The organism is Comamonas endophytica (genome assembly GCF_023634805.2).
Classification (GTDB): domain Bacteria; phylum Pseudomonadota; class Gammaproteobacteria; order Burkholderiales; family Burkholderiaceae_C; genus Comamonas; species Comamonas endophytica.
Genome location: NZ_CP106881.1, coordinates 2,993,175 through 3,010,783, shown reverse-complemented (window position 1 = coordinate 3,010,783; position 17,609 = coordinate 2,993,175). Strand labels below are relative to the sequence as shown.

The following is a 17,609-nucleotide window of genomic DNA, read 5'->3' as shown; positions in this document are numbered from 1 at the left end:
AGCCATGAAACCGATTGCCCTGTTTTGCCAACACCCCCAGGCGCAGGTGTGGCAGGAAGACATTGCCGCCCTGATGTCCCAGGCCCAGCTCGTGGCCTGGCCCCAGGTTAATCCGGCGGTGCGCTATGCCATCGTCTGGTCGCCCACGCAGGCGTTCTTTGACGCGCATCCCCACTTGGAGCTGGTGTTCAATATGGGCGCCGGCGTGGATGCACTGCTCAAGCTGCGGCTGCCGCCCAAGGCGCGCTTGGTGCGCATTGAAGACGGCGGCATGGCCGTTCAAATGGCCGAGTACGTCAGCCACGCCGTCATCCGTCACTTTCGCGAGTTGGATGTGTATGCCCAAACCAGCGCCGCCGCGCAGTGGACGCAGCGCCGCCCCCGCCTGCGCACGGAGTTCCCCGTGGGCATCATGGGCCTGGGCGTGCTCGGCAGCCGCGTCGCAGAGGCTGTGCGCCAGTTCGACTTCCCCGTGGTCGGCTGGAGCCGCAACCCCCGCGAGATGGAGGGCGTGCAGTGCTTCCACGGCGAGGCGCAATTTGGCGACTTTTTGGCCGCCACACGCATCCTTGTGTGCATGGTGCCGCTGACCCCGCAGACCCGCGGCATCCTCAACCACGCCCACCTGTCGCAGCTGCAAGCGGGTGGCTATGTGATCAACGTTGCCCGCGGTGACCACTTGGTGGAAGAAGACCTGCTGGCGCTGCTGGCCTCGGGCCACTTGGCCGGTGCCACGCTGGATGTGACCCGCACCGAGCCTTTGCCTGCGGACCACCCGCTGTGGCAGGACCCCCGCGTCACCATCACCCCCCACATCTCGGCACAAACCATGGTGTCGGTGTCGATCGCGCAAATGGTCGAAAAAATTGCGGCGGCTCAGCGTGGTGAAACTCCAGATGGGGTGGTAGATCCGGTGCGCGGGTACTGATACGAAACTGGCGGTTCTTTCTGAGATGTCCTGCTCAATTATTCCTGCTTGAATTCAGCTTATGGCTGTGGATTCAACCGATCTGAAGTCCCTCGATGCCTGAGCCAGTCATAAGTAGAGGTTGGGGAACAGTTTGACGCGGTACTCGACCGGAGGAATCCGGCAGAAAGATTCATGGGGGCGAGGGTGCTCGTCGCCGCGGAGCGGGGGTTGTCCAGAGCCCCTGAAGCCTTGCCTTCGGTGCGCTCGCCGGTCACGATAACGATATGTTTATCGCAAACCAACGCAGCCCCATTGCGCTAACCATTCGAAGCTTCCCACCCAAGCGACGAACAGACGCTTTCACCTGCTGAGTGAAGAAGCCTTGGCACTGGTCTTGGCCGTGTAAAAGGCCGAGCCAATGCAATCGTTCATCACGAACTTCACGCCGCGGTCCTTGGACTAGGGAGGTGCCGCGACCGGACTCCCCTGCGCAGGGAAACGCGCTTTTGCTGACCAATATAAAGTCCACGCCAAGCCCTCCCTGTCATGCTCCCTTCCATGCCCCCTGGCGAAAACGCGCATGCCCAGCCGCCGATCTCCCACAGTCACCCGCTTGGCACAACTACGCCGTGGACCACCCCAGGCGTGGCATGCTGGCGACAGCGCATATATTGCGAACACCTGCCGCGTAATAGGCAGCTATTGCTGAAAGGATCCGCAATGCGATTTCCCCCGACCCGAACGCTGTGGGCAGGTCTTGCGCTGTGTGCGGCGCTGCAGCCCGGCATTGCCGCCGCCGGCACCGAACCGTCCGGCCTGCTGGCCTTCCATTGGGAGTTGCGCGAGGTGCTCGACGCCCAGGGTCATATTCAGCTGGGCTGGAACCTGCCGCCGGACATTCCCGGGGCCGGCGCGGCGCGCGCGGTGCGACTGGACTTCACTCCGGACCAGGTCATCGTGGGCCAGCTGTGCAATGCGCTTTCGGCCAATTACCAGTTGCATGACCACACGCTGCGCATCGGGCCGATGATCGGCACGCGCCGGGCCTGCCCGGAGACCGGGGTGATGGCGCTGGAGCAGAAGGTCGAGCAGCGCCTGCCCGAGGCCAACGTCTGGCGCCTCGAGACGCATGGGCTGACCACTCCCCGGCTGATCCTGGAGTTTGCGGATGGAGGCAAATGGGTGCTCGATGGCACGCCGACCGACGCCAGCTTCTATGGCGGCCCGGGGGAGAAGATATTCCTGGAAGTGGCTCCCGAGCGCGTTGCCTGCCAGCATCCGCAGATGCCGCTGTACCGCTGCCTGCAGGTGCGTGCGCTCGAGTACGACGCTCAGGGGCTCAAGACGCGCGTGGGTGCATGGGAGAACTGGTATGGGGAGATCCAGGGCTACGCGCATCAGCCCGGCGTGCGCAATGTGCTGCGCGTCATGCGCTATCCGAAGGCGGGTGCACCGGCCGATGCTTCGGCCTATGCCTATATCCTGGACATGACCGTGGAATCGGAAATCGTGCGCTGAGGTGCAGCGCACGCCGGGAGGTCAGCGGAAGCGGAACTGGCCGTCCACGAACATGGAGGCGCGCTGGCCGCCATCGGTCCGCTCGTCGGTATAGGACCAGAACGCCTTCACCGTGCCCTGGGCGGTATCGACCACCTGGCTCACGGTGAAACCGCTCTTCTCGATCCAGTTCAGGAAATGCAGCGTATCGCTGAGCTGCAGGTAGCTCAGCCGCTCGCGGCCTTCGGAGGTGCTGCCCTTGCAGTCCGTCACCTTCCAGAACAGGATGCCCTGGGGTGAGTAATGCACTTCGGCCCGGCTGTCGGGAAAATCGATGATGGCTTCGCGTCCCAGGAGAGAGCTGGTGTGGAGCAATGACATGGGCAGTTCCTTTGCAGGTTGGTAACCACTTCTTATGCAAGCGTTGGATGCATTGTTGGTTTCAAAGGAAAGGCCAAAATGTGGGATTACGCGCCGTTCACCAGTCGGTTCATTCTCATCCAATACACCCCCGCGGCAGCGCCTGCATCCGGCGCCGGTTTGGAGCACAATCTCGACGCACGCGGGGCCGCTTTTTTCATGGCCCTGCCGCCCACCCAGACAGGTCCGCGCCTTGGCTTTCTCCTCCCTCGCTGCTTCCGGCGCCCTGCGCCAACCCGGTTTCCTTCCCTTTCTCACCGCCCGCTTGCTGGGCGTTTTTGCCCAGCAGATGCAGGCCGTGGTCGTGGCCTGGCAGGTCTATGACCTGACGCGCGATCCGTTGTCACTGGCCTATGTGGGGCTGGCGCAGTTCCTGCCGATGCTGCTGCTTCTGATGCCCGCAGGCGATCTGAGCGACCGTATGAGCCGCAAGCGCATCCTGGCGCTGAGCTGGGGCGTGGCGGCGCTGTGCGCCGGGCTGCTGTTCTGGGAGTCGGCGCAGCATGTCACGCAGGTGCACTGGATCTACGCGGTGCTGGTGCTGTTCGGCTGCAGCCGCGCCTTCACCGGCCCGGCGCTGCAGAGTCTGCTGCCGCAGATCGTCGCGCGCGAGCACCTGGCGCAGGCGCTGGCCACCAACAGCATGCTGATGCGCACCGCCTCGATCGCCGCGCCGGTGCTCGGCGGCGTGCTCTATGCGCTGGGCGGCGGCATGCTCACCTATGGCTGCGCATTCGCGGCGCTGGTGCTGGCGGTGCTGATGCTCACGCGCGTTCCGGTGCTGCATGCCGCGCCGCGCGCCGTGCTCGCTGGGCGCATGTGGCAGCGCTTTGGCGACGGCATCCAGTTCATCCGCAGCCGTCCGATCATCCTGGGCACCATCTCGCTGGACCTGTTTGCCGTGCTGCTCGGCGGCGTGATCGCGCTGCTGCCGATCTACGCGCACGAGGTGCTCAAGGTAGGCCCCGAGGGCCTGGGCATGCTGCGCAGCGCGATGGCCATCGGAGAGGTCGCGACCGGCCTGTGGCTCAGCGCGCGGCCGGTGCGCCGCCATGTCGGGCGCGTGATGTTCGCCGCGGTGGCGGTGTTTGGCCTGGCGAACCTGGTATTCGCGCTTTCGACCTGGTTCTGGCTGTCGGTGGCGGTGCTGATGCTGGCCGGCGCGGCCGACATGGTCAGCGTCTACATCCGCTCGGCACTGGTGCAGTTCTCCACGCCGGACCACATGCGCGGGCGCGTCAACGCGGTGAACATGCTGTTCGTGGGCTCATCCAACGAACTGGGCGAATTCCGTGCCGGCAGCAGCGCCGCGCTGCTGGGCGCCGTGCCCGCGGCCATTGCCGGCAGCCTGTGCACGCTGGCCGTGGTCGGGGGCTGGATGGCCTGGTTCAAGCCGCTGCGTGAAGTCGACCGGCTCGAGGACGCGGCCGCTGCCAGCAAGGCCTGAGCCTCAGCGTTGGCGCAATAGCCTGGCCACCCCTTCGCCCAGCAGCACGGCAATGGCGGCAAACACCAGCACATAGGTCGGGCCCTGGCCGGGCTGCAGGCTCTCTCCCAGCAGCAGCGCGACCAGCACCAGCAGCACCGGCTCCACATAGGACAGCAGCCCGAACAAGCCCAGCGGCAGCCGGCGGCTGGCCGCCAGGTACAGCGCCAGCGCCACGGTGCTGATGACGCCCAGCAGCGGCAGCAGCGCCCAGAGCGCGGGGTGCTCGGGCAGCAGCGGCCAGCTCGAGGGCGTGCGGCCGATGAACCACAGCGCCACGGGCAGCATCAGCGCCATGTCCAGCCACTGGCCGGCCGCGCCGGGAATGTCCAGACGCCGGCGCAGCGCGAAATACGCGGGATAGCCCAGCGCCACGATCCAGGTTTCCCACGACATCGCGCCCGACTGCCAGATCTCGTGGGCCACGCCCAGCGCCGCCAGCAGCGTGGCAAGCCCTTGCGCGCGCGACAGCCGCTCGCCGTAGAACAGGCGCCCGACCAGCACCATCGTCAGCGGCAGCAGGAAGTAGCCCAGCGACACCGGCAGCGCCCGCCCCTGCAGCGGCGCCCACATGAACAGCCACAGTTGCACGCCGAGCAGCGCCGAACTGGCCACCAGCAGCAGTGCCAGCCCTGGACGCACGCGCACGCGCTGGCCCACGGCCGCCAGCCGCGCGGCCTCGCCCGGGCGCGCCAGCAGCAGAAGACTGGTGAAGGGCAGCGTCACCAGCACGCGCCAGCCAAAGATCTGTTCGCCATCCAGCGGCTGCAATACGGTGGAAAGCCAATAGATCGTGCCGAACAGCATCGATGCCAGCACCGACGCGACAATGCCTTGGAGCATGCAACCTCTTCCGTAAAACCGCGACAAAACCCGTGATTGTGCGCCTTGCGGACCGCTTTTGCGGCCAGACTGGCTTAAAGTGCGGGCCCCAACGCCATTTACTGGACCGCGCCTTGCCCGATCATCCCCCCTGCCCCGAGCCCGCACTGCATGTGCTGTGGCGCGACGAACACCTGATCGCGGTCTACAAGCCTGCGGGCTGGCTGGTACACCGCACCGGGCTCGACGCGCACGAGACGCGCTTTGTCATGCAGACGCTGCGCGACCAGATCGGCCAGCGTGTGTTTCCCGTGCACCGGCTCGACAAGGGCACCTGCGGCGTGCTGGTCATGGCGCTGCATGCCGAGGCGGCGCGGGCGCTGAGCCAGGCCTTTGCCGCGCAGCAGACGCACAAGCGCTATCTGGCGCTGGTGCGCGGCTGGCTGCCTGCCGAGCTGCATGTCGATCACGCGCTCAAACCCGACGACGCCCCCGAGGATGCGCCGGTGCAGCCCGCGCAGACCACGCTGCGCTGCCTGGCACGGCTGGACTGGCCCGAGGCCTACGATCCGCGCCATGCGGGCACGCGGGTGTCGCTGATCGAGGCGCTGCCGCTGACTGGGCGGCGCCACCAGATCCGGCGCCACCTGAAGCATGTGGCGCATCCGATCATCGGCGACGCCACCCATGGCAAGGGGCCGCTCAACCGCTGGTGGGCAGAACGGCTGGGGCAGCAAAGGCTGTGGCTGCATGCGCAGGCTTTGAGCTTGCCGCATCCGGTGAGTGGGGAGATGCTGCGGTTGGAAGCGGATTGGGACTTGCTCGCGGACCAGGTGAGCGATGTGCGGGATTGGCAGCGGGTGATGGGATTGCCCGGGTGGGTCTACGGGGTGGCCCGCTAGGCTCTTGAGGTGGGGCCGTCCATGGTTCGACAGGCTCACCACGAACGGGAATTTTGCAGCATTGCCTCTTTGAACCGTTCGTCCTGAGCTTGTCGAAACGGGGAGACCCGCTAGGCTCTTGAGGTGGGGCCGTCCATGGTTCGACAGGCTGACCACGAACGGTCAAGTGGGCGTGCCGTCAGCAGACCGTTCGTCCTGAGCTTGTCGAAGGATGAATGGCCCCACCTCCAGGAACTCAGCGGGCCCACCCTCAGGCCCGCGAATTACTCCTGCCCCGTTTCCGGCCGCAACTCCACCACCTCATGCTGCGCCACGAACTCCCCGCTCAGCAGTTCGGCCAAACGCGCAATACCCATCTTGAACCCGCAGGCCTGCGCATGCCCGCCGCCGCCCATGGATTCGGCCAGGGGAATGCAGTTGAACTCCGAGCGCGAGCGCAGGCCGACCTTGACCCCGCTGGTGCTGGCGTGCCACATCAGCGCAAAGCTGCCGCTTTGCTTGGCCAGCAAATCGCCGACCTGGCTGTGGAACATGCCCGGGGCGTTGACCATCAGGCCGGCCACGCCATTGAAGACGATCGGCTGCGCGCCCTCGGCGATGTCGGCGCAGAGCTTCTGGTACTTCTCGTCCATCGCGTCGCCGCGCGCCATGAAAGCCTGCTCCTGCTCGGGCGTGAAGGCCGCGATCTCGGCCCAGCGTTCGAAACTGCGCGGTTCCATGTCGAGAGCCGCCAGGAACGCCGGGCTCTCGGGATACTGCCAGGTCCAGATGTCGCGGTCCTCGATGCAGCGGATCAGCGCCGGCAGCGGTTTTTCGGGATGGAAGAACTCCCAAGCCAGGCGCGCGCCCGACTTGTGCATGTCGAAGTGGACCACACCGCAACGGCAGGTATAGCCATGGAGCTTCTCGGCGGCGCTCTTGTGATGGTCGAGCAGCACCAGCTTGGCGACGCGCGCTTCGATCTCCGCCAGCAGCTCGGGGCCGAAGGCGAAGTCCAGCACGTAGACCGCGCGCCCGGCAAGGTCGCCCAGGTCGTCGGCGCTGTTGATCTCGCCATGGTCCAGGCCGCGGAATTCGGCCTCGCCTTCATAGAACAGCCAGGCAGCCAGCGCCGCGCCATAGCCGTCGGGGCAGCGGCGGCCGTGGTAGAGAATCAGGGGACGGGGATCGTTCCTGGCCGGACCGACCAGCAACTGCAAGGGCAAGATGGTTTTCATATGGGTGGCCATTGTCGCGCGGATGGCCCGGGGACGCTGGGCCAGGGTCGACGGCAGGCTCAATCGCCATCGCCATCGTCGCCATCGTCCTCCCAGCCATCGTCGCCCTCCTCGGGCGCCAGTTCCTCGATCACCAGCTCGCGGTAATGGAACGCGGCCGTGGCGCCATAGGCATTGAGCACATCGGCCACTTCATGCGCATCGTCGTGGCCGAGCGCCACCAGCAGGCCATGCTGGCCCTGCTGCGCCAGACCACCGATGCGCCGCACGATCTCCCCCTCCATGCCGACCGCCGACAGCTCGTTCTCCTCCACCCCCAGCGTGGGCACGATGTCGGCAAGGATGGCTTCGGGTGTCGCATGGCGCACCGCGCCGGCATAGCCCAACGCATGCAGCGCCTCCGCCGCCGCATGCGCCACGTCATCGCTGGGGACCATGGCAAACACATGGCCGGTCGGATAGAAAACACCTCCCATGGAGGTCATGCTGGAATCGAGAGAAAACGGGGTCATGTTCATCTCCTCATCTGGGGTCCCCCACTAAACCACAAGCCCCGCATCTTGGCTATAGGCCGCGGCACTGACGTGGGATTGAACACCGCGTAGGCCTGGGCGCACATGCTTTGCCGGCCTGCACTGCCCCGGCCCGTCATCGCCGTGGCGCAAAGTCCCGCGTGGGACAGCGGGCGGCGCGGCCGCCGCGCGATACCCGGAAGGATTTCGTCATGGACAGCTGGTGGAACGTGGTGGGGCAAACGATGGCCTCGGAATTCGCGGATGCAGGCGATGTGGAGCAGACCACCCGGGTCGTCCTGCGCCTGGTGCTGGCGGCGCTGCTGGGCGGCATGCTGGGCTGGCAGCGCGAGGTCAACGGCAAGGCCGCGGGCATCCGCACCCACATGCTGGTGTCGATGGGCGCGGCGCTGATTGTCATGGTCGGGCAGCAGGCGGGCGGCAATGCGGCCGATTTGAGCCGCGTGCTGCAGGGGCTGATTGCCGGCGTGGGCTTCCTGGGCGCCGGCACGATCCTCAAGACCGAGAACCGCGGCGAGGAAGGCGACCAGGTCAAGGGACTCACGACGGCGGCCGGCATCTGGCTCACCGCGGCCATCGGCGCCTGCGCCGGCGTGGGCAAGGAAGTCACCGCGATCCTGAGCGCCGTGCTGGCCCTCGGCGTGCTGAGCCTGGTGCCGCTGATCACCCCGGTGGTGCGCGCGGCCGCGGCCGAGAACGCGCAAAAGCACAAGGGCGATGCTCGCAACAGGGAACAGACCGAGCCCTAAGACCGCGACAGGGCTGTGCCATTGGCGCGCAAGGAGCGCGGCCGTGCGACGCCGCCGGATAATGCATGCCTGATTCTGATTTGCCGCAGCCTCCGGCAATGCCTGCCGGTGCAGCGTTGCGGCCCCTTGTATGCAAACGACTCCCGACATCACTCCCCATCTTGGCACCCTGGTGCGCTTTCGCCGTGACCTGCACGCCCACCCCGAGCTCAAATACGAGGAGCACCGCACGGGCGACAAGGTGGCGGCCTATCTGAAGGCGCTGGGCCTGAACGTGCACCGCGGCCTGGGGCAGACCGGTGTGGTGGCGACGATCCACGGCAAGGGCCGCAGCGCCGACAATCCGGGGCGCAGCATCGGCATCCGCGCCGACATGGACGCGCTGCCGGTGCAGGAGCTCAACCAGTTCGGCCATATCAGCACGACCCCGGGCCGCATGCACGCCTGCGGCCATGACGGCCACACCACCATGCTGCTGGGCGCGGCCACGCTGCTGGCGCAGCAGCCCGACTTCGACGGCTCGGTGCACCTGATCTTCCAGCCCGGCGAGGAAGGCGGCGCCGGCGCGCGTGCGATGATGGAAGACGGCCTGTTCACCCAGTTCCCCTGCGAGGCGGTGTTCGCGCTGCACAACTGGCCGCTGCTGCCTGCGGGCAAGATGGCGGTGCGCGTGGGCCCGATCATGGCCTCGGCGCTGCGCTTCGAGATCCGCATCACCGGCAAGGGCGGCCACGCGGCCATGCCCCACACCACCATTGATCCGATCCCCGTCGCCTGCGCACTGGTGGGCCAGCTGCAGACCCTGGTCTCGCGCAGCACCGATCCGCTCGACAGCTCGGTGCTCACCGTGGGCCAGATCGCCTCGGGCACCGTGGAAAACATCATTCCCGACAGCGCCGTGATCTACGGCACGGTGCGCACGCTCAAGACCAGCACCGAGCAGATGATGATCGCCGGCCTGCACCGCATCAGCGAGCATGTGGCGGCGGCGCATCTGTGCCAGGCCGAGGTCATCATCAAGCCTGGCTACCCCAACACCACCAACCACGCGCACGAGGCGCGCTTCATGGCTGGCGTCATGCGCGAGATCGTGGGTGAGGACAACGCCGACGGCGACATCCTGCCCGCGCTCACGGCCGAGGACTTCGGCTTCATGCTGGAGCAGGTTCCAGGTGCCTATGGCTGGATCGGCAACGGCCCGAACGGCCAGAGCGGCGTGGGGCTGCACAACCCGGCGTATGACTTCAATGACGACAATCTGGACCGGGGGTCGCGCTTCTGGGATCTGTTGGTGCGGCGGTGGTTCGAGGCGCCGGCGAAGAAGTGATTCACCAGTCACAGGCTGTAATCCGTTCGTCCTGAGCCTGGCGCAGGGCTACTGTCGAAGGATGGACGGGCTATTTTCTAGAATTGGCCGTCCATGGTTCGATCCTTCGGCAAGCTCAGGCTCACCACGAACGGATAACCCCCTACGGTTCGCCCTGAGTCCTGAGCCTGTGAAGGTCGAAAGGTGTCTACTCCTCCAGATCAGGTTCCAGCTTCCGGCGGCTTCCTCGGCCCGCGCCCGCCCTTCTTGGACTTGGCGCGCGCGTCCTTCTTGGCCTGGCGCAGCGCGTCGGCTTCCATCCCCTGGCGGAACCATTCCTCGTATTCCTGCGGCGTCTCGAGCGTGATGCGGCCCAGGTTGTGGATGCGGAAGTCGGTGATGACGATCTCGGCGGCCTTCTGCAGGTTCACGCGGCCGCCGGACATCACGGCACCGCGCTTGCGGCCGATGGCTTCGAGCAGCTCGTCATCGGGCATGGCGGCCATTTGCGCATCGTCCTGTGTCAGCTTGTAGCGCTCGCGCAGATGGCCCGCATAGTTGCGCTGCGCATAGCGCAGGAACTCCAGCGCCACCAGCTCCTCGTCATAGGCGTTGCGGCCCACGGCGCCGCTCACGGCCAGGTTGTAGCCGCTTTGCTCCACGGCGATGCGCGGCCACAGCATGCCCGGCGTGTCCCAGAGATAGAAATCGTCGGCCAGCACGATGCGCTGCTCGAGCTTGGTGACGCCGGCCTCGTCGCCGGTCTTGGCCTGGCCCTTGTTGCTCATCGAGTTGATCAGCGTCGACTTGCCGACATTGGGCACGCCGCAGATCAGCACGCGCATCGGCTTGGCCATGCCGCCGCGCCCGGGCGCCAGCAGCTGGCAGGCCTCGATCAGCCGGCGCGTGGGCGCGGGCTCCGAGGCATCGAGCGCCACGGCGCGCGTCTCGGGCTGGGCGTTGTACCAGTCGAGCCACTGCGCGGTGCGCGCAGGGTCGGCCACATCCTGCTTGTTGAGCACCTTCAGCCGTGGCTTGTGGCCGGTGAGCTCCTGCAGCAGCGGGTTGGCGCTCGAGCCAGGCAGGCGCGCGTCGAGCACTTCAATGACCACGTCAATGTCCTTGATGCGCTCGGCAATCGCCTTGCGTGTGAGATTCATGTGACCGGGAAACCATTGAATGGCCATGGGGCAATACTTTCTGCGGATGCGTTCGCTAACGGGGCCGCAAGGATAATCGGGTTCTGCTTTTTACACGCACCCGTTCTCCCATGCCCACACCAAACTCCATCTCCGCCCAGCACCAGGCCAACAACGACCTGCTGATCAAGGGCGTGACCTGCGCCATCATCGGCCTGGTCGTGCTGATCGCGCCCTACTTCATGCAGGCCAGCGAGCTGCGCAACATTTTCCTGCAGGGCCATATCGTCGGCTGGTTCGCGCTGGTGCTGGGCGCGGCCTTTGTCGTGCAGGGCTTCGTGCGCCGGCGCAAGACCCGCGCGGCCGAAGCGCTGCTCGTGCCGAAGACCACCTACACCGCCGAGCGCAAGAAGAACCGCCGCTGATGGAAGCCATGGCTGCCGCGCTGCAGGCCGCGCTAGCGGACTTTGCGCGCTATGAGGCGCTGGCGGCGCAGGCCGGCGTGGCGCTGCGCCCCGCTCCGGCCCAGCCCACCAGCTGCTGCGGCCGGGGCTGCAATGGCTGCGTCTGGGAAGGCTTCTATGGCGCTGCCGCCTTCTGGGTCGAAGACGCACAGGCCGCGCTGGCCGGAAATCAGCCCAGCTTCTGCGGCGCCATGTAGCGTTCGCGCCATTCCTCGAAGGGCAGCGTATCGGCGGCCTCGCGCTCGCGCTGCGCTGCGATCGACTCCTCGGCCTGCGCCTGGGCCCGGGCCTGCTGCTCCGGCATCCATGGCATGGCCAGCAGCGCATCGCGCGCCTGCTGCGACTGCGCCAGGGAGAAATCCATGAAGCTGCAATCGTGCTGCTGCATCATGGCGCGCAGCACCCGCGCCGAGGGCGTGGTCTCGGGCTGCGCCACGCGGGCCCGGGCCTGCGCCAGCGCCTGGCTGTACTCGCTGCAGCCGTTGGCCGCATCGAGCGCCGCGGCCAGTGGCACGCAGGCGCCCAGCACCTCCTCGGCCCAGTCGCTCAGCAGCACGTCGCGGCCGCCGCGCTGCAGGCGCAGGCCGGGCTCGCGGCCGCGCTCGGCCGTGAGGTGCTGGTTGTGCTTGAGCTCGGCGATCTCCTCGGGGGTATCGGGCGGGCTGTCGCTTTGCAGGCAGTGCAGCAGGAACACGTCCAGCATGCGCATGGTGGCGGGCGCGATGCCCACCGCCTCGAAGGGATCGAGGTCCATGAGCCGCACCTCGACATACTCCACGCCGCGCTCGCGCAGCGCATGCAGCGGGCGCTCGCCGCTCCTCACGCCGCGCTTGGGCCGGATGGTGCCGTAGAACTCGTTCTCGATCTGCAGCAGGCTGGTGCCCAGCTGGTTGTATTCGCCGCCAGGGTTGCGGATGCCCAGCTTTTCGTAGGCGGGATAGGGCTTCGTCAGCGCTTCGTGCAGCGAGCGGGCATAGCCGTCCAGCCCGTTGTAGCTGACATTGATCTCGGCCTGCGCGTCGCTCTGGTAGCCCAGGCGCCCCATGCGCAGCGAGGTCGCATGCGGCAGGTGCAGGGTGTGGCCCTTGGCATCGAGCGGCTGCAGGCTGTGCGCGCGGCCCTGCACGAAGCACGAGCACAATGCCGGAGACGAGCCGAACAGGTACAGCAGCACGAAGGCATGGCGGCGGAAATTGCGGATCAGCGCGAAGTACTGGTCGCTGTCCACGCCCGGCATGGACCAGTTGTAATGGATGCCTGAAATCATCTGCATGCGGCGGCCGTAGCGGTGGCCCAGGCCCATGCGGTAGACGCTCTTGGAGCGCCCGGCATTGGACGAACCATAGCGCGCCAGCGGAATGGTCTCGTCGGTCGGCAGGCCGCAAGGCATGCTCGACACCCAGAGCATTTCATCGCCAGCCTCGCGCAGCGTGTGATAGACCTGCTGATGCACCTCGACCAGCTCGCCCAGGCAGGCGTCCACGTCCAGATGGGCGCCGGTGATCAGCTCGATCTGCGACTCGCTGTAATCGGTGGTGATCTGCGGATGGGTGAGCGCCGAGCCCAATGCAAGCGGGTGCGGAGTCAGGGCCAGCTCCCCGGTGGGCAGTGCGCGCAACCCCTCCTTCTCGATGCCGCGGCGGATCTGCACCAGACGCTCGGAGGGGGGAACGGGCAAGGGCTCCTGCGATTTGTTCATTCTTGTTTACCGATTCAACTGAGGTGGAGCCGGAACACAGCCCGGCCCGGACGCATTGATCATAGAGAAATGCCCGCGTCCCCGTCGGGCACGCGGTGCAAATCACGTGCGCGCGGCCTGTCTCCGGGACGCTGGCGCGCACGCGAGCGCAGTTTATGCTGGGGTTGTAACAACTTCGCGTATCTCCAGGGACACTGCTCAAAAAACAGGCAATCCGTCATCAAAGCCACAAAGTTGTTACCGGGTTCGCTGGACAAGCATGTGCACAACTCTGATTTTCTGCCTGAAAAATGGGCTAACCCATTGATTTCAAAAGAGCCGTCTCGGTCTGCACAAAAAACAGGCAATGCCGCAATGGGCTCTCCAGAGCGCGCCAGAGGCAAACCGCACCAGGGCCAACCAAGGGTTAACCCGTGAGCAAGTTGCAGTTATACCCGGCAAAACTGGACAATCATGTGGATAAGTTTTGGCAATCGCTGTAAGGAAAGCGCAAGCCGTTGATTTGCCAAGGATTTCCCCCCACTGCCCAAAAAGAAGGCAGCCATCCGTATTTTCCCGCCCTCTCCTCCCACGCCGACATGAGCACCCCCTTCACTCTCGATTTCTTCATTGCCCGGCTCACTCCCAGCGGCCAGCAGGCCGACGCCTGGGCCGATCAACCGCTGCTGCACTCGCTCGAGCAGGGCTCCATCGACTGGCCCAGCTCCTGCCGCAACGGCACCTGCCGCACCTGCATCGGCCAGCTGGTCTCGGGCAGCGTGCGCTACGACATCGAATGGCCGGGCCTGAGCGAAGATGAAAAGGCCGAGGGCTGCGTGCTGCCCTGCGTGGCCTATCCGCTGGGCGACGTCGTGCTCGAAGACCCCACGCGTTGAATCCACCGGCGCAGCTTGCCACGGGGCACGCCCAGCTGGACTAAAATGCCGCTTTGCGGGTCTGCACGCCATCCGGCATCCGACCCCGAGCGGCCCGGCCGCATCGATCGTTCTTTGGGGGCACTGCCTGCAGTGCCGGCGACACTTCCCCCAGGAATGCACGCTGCCCGGCCGATTGCACCGGCATCCGAAGAAAGTCCGACATGACCTCCCCCCTGCATCCCGTAGCCATCTCTCCGGTGGAAGACATCATTGCCGACATGCGTGCCGGCCGCATGGTGGTGCTGATCGATGAAGAAGACCGCGAAAACGAAGGCGACCTGGTGCTGGCCGCCGACCATGTCACGCCCGAAGCCATCAATTTCATGGCGCGTTTCGGCCGGGGCCTGATCTGCCTGACGCTCACGCGCGAACGCTGCCAGCGGCTCGGGCTGACCCCCATGGCCACGCGCAACGGCACCAAGCATTCCACCGCCTTCACGGTCTCCATCGAAGCCGCCGAAGGCGTGACAACGGGCATCTCCGCCGCCGACCGCGCGCGCACCGTGCAGGCCGCCGTGGCCGCAAATGCCCAGGCCGACGACCTGGTCCAGCCCGGCCATATCTTTCCGCTACAGGCCGTGGCCGGCGGCGTGCTGATGCGCGCCGGCCATACCGAAGCCGGCTGCGACCTCGCCGGCATGGCCGGCTGCAGCCCCGCCGCCGTGATCTGCGAGATCATGAAGGACGACGGCACGATGGCGCGCCTGCCCGACCTGCAGCTGTTCGCTGCCGAGCATGGCCTGAAGATCGGCACCATTGCCGACCTCATCCAATACCGCAGCCGCACCGAGTCGCTGCTGCAGGTGGTCGACAGCCGTCCGCTGCGCACGCCCTTCGGCGAATTCACGGTGCGTGTGTTCCGCGACCAGCCCAGCCAGTCGGTGCATCTGGCACTGATCAAGGGCAGCTGGGGCGCAGAAGACGACGTGCCGGTGCGCGTGCACGAGCCGCTGTCGCTGCTGGACCTGCTGGAGGTCGACCGCGAAATGCATTCGTGGAGCCTCGACAGCAGCCTGCGCTACCTCGATGCACAGGGCCGCGGCGTGGCCGTGCTGCTCAACTGCGGCGAGAGCGCCGAGCAGCTGCTGGCGCAGTTCGACGGCAGCGCACGCTCGGCCGAGGCGCCCGAGCGCGGCCGCATGGACCTGCGCACCTATGGCATCGGCGCGCAGATCCTGCGCGACTGCGGCGTGCACAGGATGCGCCTGATGGGCAACCCGCGCCGCATGCCCAGCATGACCGGCTACGGTCTCGAGATCACAGGTTATATCCCCAAGGAACAACAACATGTTTGACGCAGAACAGGGCACCGGCCCGCAACTCAACGGCGCGGGCCTGCGCATCGGCATCGTGCAGGCGCGCTTCAACGAAAGCATCACCAACGCGCTGGCCGCGGCCTGCCGCGCCGAGCTGCTGGCCGCCGGCGTGCTGGAAGAGAACATCGACCATGTGCAGGTCCCCGGCGCGCTCGAAGTGCCCGTGGCGCTGCAGGCCATGGCCCAGCGCGGCGAGTACCACGCCCTGGTGGCGCTGGGCTGCATCATCCGGGGGGAGACATACCACTTCGAGCTGGTGGCCAACGAATCGGGCGCGGGCGTGACCCGCGTCTCGCTGGACTACGAGCTGCCGATCGCCAATGCGATCATCACCACCGAGAACATGGAGCAGGCCATTGCGCGCCAGACCGACAAGGGCCGCGACGCGGCCCGCGTGGCGGTCGAGATGGCGCAGCTGCTCGAGACCCTGAACTGACATGAGCGAAGAACAAAATCCCTCGGCCTCCGGCCGCCCCCCGCGCCAGTCGCGCACCGGCAGCACCAGCACCGGCGCGCGCAAGGCCGCCTCCAAATCCAACCGCAGCCGCGCGCGCGAATTCGCGCTGCAGGCGCTGTACCAGCACCTCGTGGGCCGCAACGATGCGACCGCGATCGACATGTTCACGCGCGACCTGGCGGGCTTCCACAAGGCCGACACCGCGCATTACGACGCGCTGCTGCACGGCTGCATCACGACCGAAGCCGATCTGGACGCGCTGATCGAGCCCAAGCTCGACCGCAAGCTGGCCGAGATCTCGCCCATCGAACATGCCGTGATGTGGATCGGCGTCTATGAATTCCAGCATTGCCCCGACGTGCCCTGGCGCGTCGTGCTCAACGAGTGCATCGAGCTGGCCAAGGAATTCGGCGGCACCGACGGCCACAAATACGTCAACGCGGTGCTCAACGGCCTGGCGCCCAGCCTGCGCAGCGTCGAAGTGGCGGCCGACAAGGCAGCCGGCTAAGACGCCTGGGGCCCAAGGCCCGGTGCGCGGCGCGCATTGGTGCCCGGCCATGGCCTTCGTTTTCCGGTAACGCTCCCATGCAAGTATCAGACCGCGCCCAGCGCATCGAGCCCTTCTATGTGATGGAAGTCGCCAAGGCCGCCCAGGCCCTGGCCCGCGAGGTCGCGCACACCGATGCGCCGATGATCTTCCTGAACATCGGCGAGCCCGACTTCACCGCCCCGCCGCTGGTGCAGCAGGCGGCAGCCCGCGCCGTGGCCGAGGGCCAGACGCAATACACCCCGGCGCTGGGCCTTGACGCGCTGCGCGAGCGCATCAGCCAGTGGTATGCGCAGCGCTTTGGCGTGGAGGTGCCGGCGCGGCGCATCGTCGTCACCGCCGGCGCCTCGGCCGCGCTGCAGCTGGCCTGCCTGGCGCTGGTCAATGCCGGCGACGAGATCCTCATGCCCGACCCGAGCTACCCGTGCAACCGCCACTTCGTGCGCGCGGCCGACGGAGTCCCGGTGCTCGTGCCGGCCACGGCCGCCGAGCGTTTCCAGCTCAGCGCCGACAAGGTCGCAGCCGCCTGGAGCGACAAGACGCGCGGCGTGCTGCTGGCCTCGCCGTCCAACCCCACCGGCACCTCGATCGCCCCCGACGAGCTGCGCCGCATCCACGAGGTGGTGCGCGCGCGCGGCGGGCTGACGATCATCGACGAGATCTACCTGGGCCTGTCCTACGACCCGGCCTATTCGCAGACCGCGCTGGCGCTGGGCGAGGACCTGATCAGCATCAACAGCTTCAGCAAGTACTTCAACATGACCGGCTGGCGCCTGGGCTGGATGGTGGTGCCCGAGGCGCTGGTGCCGGCCATCGAGCGCGTGGCGCAGAACCTGTTCATCTGCGCCAGCAGCATCGCGCAGCACGCGGCGCTGGCCTGCTTCGAGCCCGACAGCATTTCCGAGTACGAGCGCCGCCGCGCCGAGTTCAAGGCGCGCCGCGATTACTTCATTCCCGAGCTGGAAAAACTGGGCCTGCGCGTGCCGGTCATGCCCGATGGCGCGTTCTACGCCTGGGCCGATTGCACCGAGGCGGCGCGCCGGCTCGGCGTCGAGGGCAGCTGGGACTTCGCCCATGCCGTGATGCGGCGCGCGCACCTTGCGGTCACGCCCGGGCGCGATTTCGGCAGCGCCGAAACCGCGCAATACGTGCGCTTTTCCACCGCCAATTCGCTGCCCCAGCTGCACGAAGCCGTGCGCCGGCTGCAGGCGCTGCTGGGCTGAACGCG

General features: G+C 66.8%; 19 protein-coding genes. 13 read left to right on the top strand and 6 right to left on the bottom strand.

What is annotated here, in order from left to right; genetic code table 11:
• The first annotated feature begins 4 nt into the window (after positions 1-4).
• Positions 5-928: a 2-hydroxyacid dehydrogenase gene (locus M9799_RS13590; RefSeq protein WP_231045011.1), complete on the top strand. Its 924-nt coding sequence runs from the start codon at positions 5-7 to the stop codon at positions 926-928.
• Between the two features lie 702 nt (positions 929-1,630).
• Positions 1,631-2,428 (top strand): META and DUF4377 domain-containing protein, encoded by a 798-nt coding sequence (locus M9799_RS13585; RefSeq protein ID WP_231045010.1) that lies wholly within the window; start codon positions 1,631-1,633, stop codon positions 2,426-2,428.
• A gap of 21 nt (positions 2,429-2,449) precedes the next feature.
• On the opposite strand, the gene M9799_RS13580 is transcribed toward M9799_RS13585, so the two are convergent.
• On the bottom strand, positions 2,450-2,788 hold the full coding sequence (locus M9799_RS13580; RefSeq protein ID WP_231045009.1) for a MoaF-related domain-containing protein: 339 nt from the start codon (positions 2,786-2,788) through the stop codon (positions 2,450-2,452).
• Positions 2,789-3,020: 232 nt separating this feature from the next.
• Between M9799_RS13580 and M9799_RS13575 the strand changes: the two genes are divergently transcribed.
• Positions 3,021-4,274 carry an MFS transporter gene (locus M9799_RS13575; RefSeq protein ID WP_231045008.1) on the top strand — a complete coding sequence of 418 codons (1,254 nt, stop codon included), beginning with the start codon at positions 3,021-3,023 and terminating at the stop codon, positions 4,272-4,274.
• A 3-nt stretch (positions 4,275-4,277) separates the two neighbouring features.
• Here M9799_RS13575 and rarD read toward each other — a convergent pair whose 3' ends face one another.
• Positions 4,278-5,156 carry an EamA family transporter RarD gene (rarD, locus tag M9799_RS13570; RefSeq protein ID WP_231045007.1) on the bottom strand — a complete coding sequence of 293 codons (879 nt, stop codon included), beginning with the start codon at positions 5,154-5,156 and terminating at the stop codon, positions 4,278-4,280.
• A gap of 113 nt (positions 5,157-5,269) precedes the next feature.
• On the opposite strand from rarD, the gene M9799_RS13565 reads away from it, so the two are divergent.
• Positions 5,270-6,037 carry a pseudouridine synthase gene (locus tag M9799_RS13565; RefSeq protein WP_231045006.1) on the top strand — a complete coding sequence of 256 codons (768 nt, stop codon included), beginning with the start codon at positions 5,270-5,272 and terminating at the stop codon, positions 6,035-6,037.
• Positions 6,038-6,300: 263 nt separating this feature from the next.
• Here M9799_RS13565 and M9799_RS13560 read toward each other — a convergent pair whose 3' ends face one another.
• Positions 6,301-7,254, bottom strand: a complete 954-nt coding sequence (locus tag M9799_RS13560) for a DHH family phosphoesterase (RefSeq protein WP_231045005.1) — start codon at positions 7,252-7,254, stop codon at positions 6,301-6,303.
• Between the two features lie 59 nt (positions 7,255-7,313).
• Positions 7,314-7,766 (bottom strand): hypothetical protein, encoded by a 453-nt coding sequence (locus M9799_RS13555; protein ID WP_231045004.1) that lies wholly within the window; start codon positions 7,764-7,766, stop codon positions 7,314-7,316.
• 212 nt (positions 7,767-7,978) lie between these two features.
• On the opposite strand from M9799_RS13555, the gene M9799_RS13550 reads away from it, so the two are divergent.
• Positions 7,979-8,536, top strand: a complete 558-nt coding sequence (locus M9799_RS13550; RefSeq protein WP_231045003.1) for an MgtC/SapB family protein — start codon at positions 7,979-7,981, stop codon at positions 8,534-8,536.
• A 130-nt stretch (positions 8,537-8,666) separates the two neighbouring features.
• On the top strand, positions 8,667-9,863 hold the full coding sequence (locus M9799_RS13545) for a M20 aminoacylase family protein (RefSeq protein WP_231045002.1): 1,197 nt from the start codon (positions 8,667-8,669) through the stop codon (positions 9,861-9,863).
• Between the two features lie 200 nt (positions 9,864-10,063).
• Here M9799_RS13545 and ylqF read toward each other — a convergent pair whose 3' ends face one another.
• Entirely contained in the window at positions 10,064-11,029 is a 966-nt protein-coding gene (gene ylqF, locus M9799_RS13540) for a ribosome biogenesis GTPase YlqF (protein WP_231045001.1), read from the bottom strand.
• An 83-nt stretch (positions 11,030-11,112) separates the two neighbouring features.
• Between ylqF and M9799_RS13535 the strand changes: the two genes are divergently transcribed.
• Positions 11,113-11,406, top strand: coding sequence for a hypothetical protein (locus M9799_RS13535; RefSeq protein ID WP_231045000.1), 294 nt, complete (start codon positions 11,113-11,115; stop codon positions 11,404-11,406).
• A complete protein-coding gene (locus M9799_RS13530) occupies positions 11,406-11,642 on the top strand; it encodes an oxidoreductase-like domain-containing protein (protein WP_231044999.1) in 237 nt (78 codons plus the stop codon). The genes M9799_RS13535 and M9799_RS13530 overlap by 1 nt, the downstream gene beginning before the upstream one ends.
• Here the strand turns inward: M9799_RS13530 and gshA are convergent.
• Positions 11,615-13,144, bottom strand: a complete 1,530-nt coding sequence (gene gshA, locus M9799_RS13525; protein WP_231044998.1) for a glutamate--cysteine ligase — start codon at positions 13,142-13,144, stop codon at positions 11,615-11,617. The genes M9799_RS13530 and gshA overlap by 28 nt on opposite strands.
• Positions 13,145-13,722: 578 nt before the next feature.
• On the opposite strand from gshA, the gene M9799_RS13520 reads away from it, so the two are divergent.
• The 5 genes from M9799_RS13520 to M9799_RS13500 all read left to right on the top strand — a co-directional run bounded on the left by M9799_RS13520 (position 13,723) and on the right by M9799_RS13500 (position 17,604).
• Positions 13,723-14,019 (top strand): 2Fe-2S iron-sulfur cluster-binding protein, encoded by a 297-nt coding sequence (locus tag M9799_RS13520; protein WP_231044997.1) that lies wholly within the window; start codon positions 13,723-13,725, stop codon positions 14,017-14,019.
• Between the two features lie 203 nt (positions 14,020-14,222).
• Positions 14,223-15,356: a bifunctional 3,4-dihydroxy-2-butanone-4-phosphate synthase/GTP cyclohydrolase II gene (gene ribBA, locus M9799_RS13515; protein WP_231044996.1), complete on the top strand. Its 1,134-nt coding sequence runs from the start codon at positions 14,223-14,225 to the stop codon at positions 15,354-15,356.
• The gene (gene ribH / locus M9799_RS13510) at positions 15,349-15,813 is read left to right on the top strand and encodes a 6,7-dimethyl-8-ribityllumazine synthase (RefSeq protein ID WP_231044995.1); all 465 of its coding nucleotides are present in this window, start codon (positions 15,349-15,351) and stop codon (positions 15,811-15,813) included. Before ribBA ends, ribH begins: the two co-directional genes overlap by 8 nt.
• 1 nt (position 15,814) lies before the next feature.
• The gene (gene nusB, locus M9799_RS13505) at positions 15,815-16,342 is read left to right on the top strand and encodes a transcription antitermination factor NusB (protein ID WP_231044994.1); all 528 of its coding nucleotides are present in this window, start codon (positions 15,815-15,817) and stop codon (positions 16,340-16,342) included.
• Positions 16,343-16,419: 77 nt separating this feature from the next.
• The gene (locus M9799_RS13500; RefSeq protein ID WP_231044993.1) at positions 16,420-17,604 is read left to right on the top strand and encodes a pyridoxal phosphate-dependent aminotransferase; all 1,185 of its coding nucleotides are present in this window, start codon (positions 16,420-16,422) and stop codon (positions 17,602-17,604) included.
• Positions 17,605-17,609: the final 5 nt, after the last annotated feature.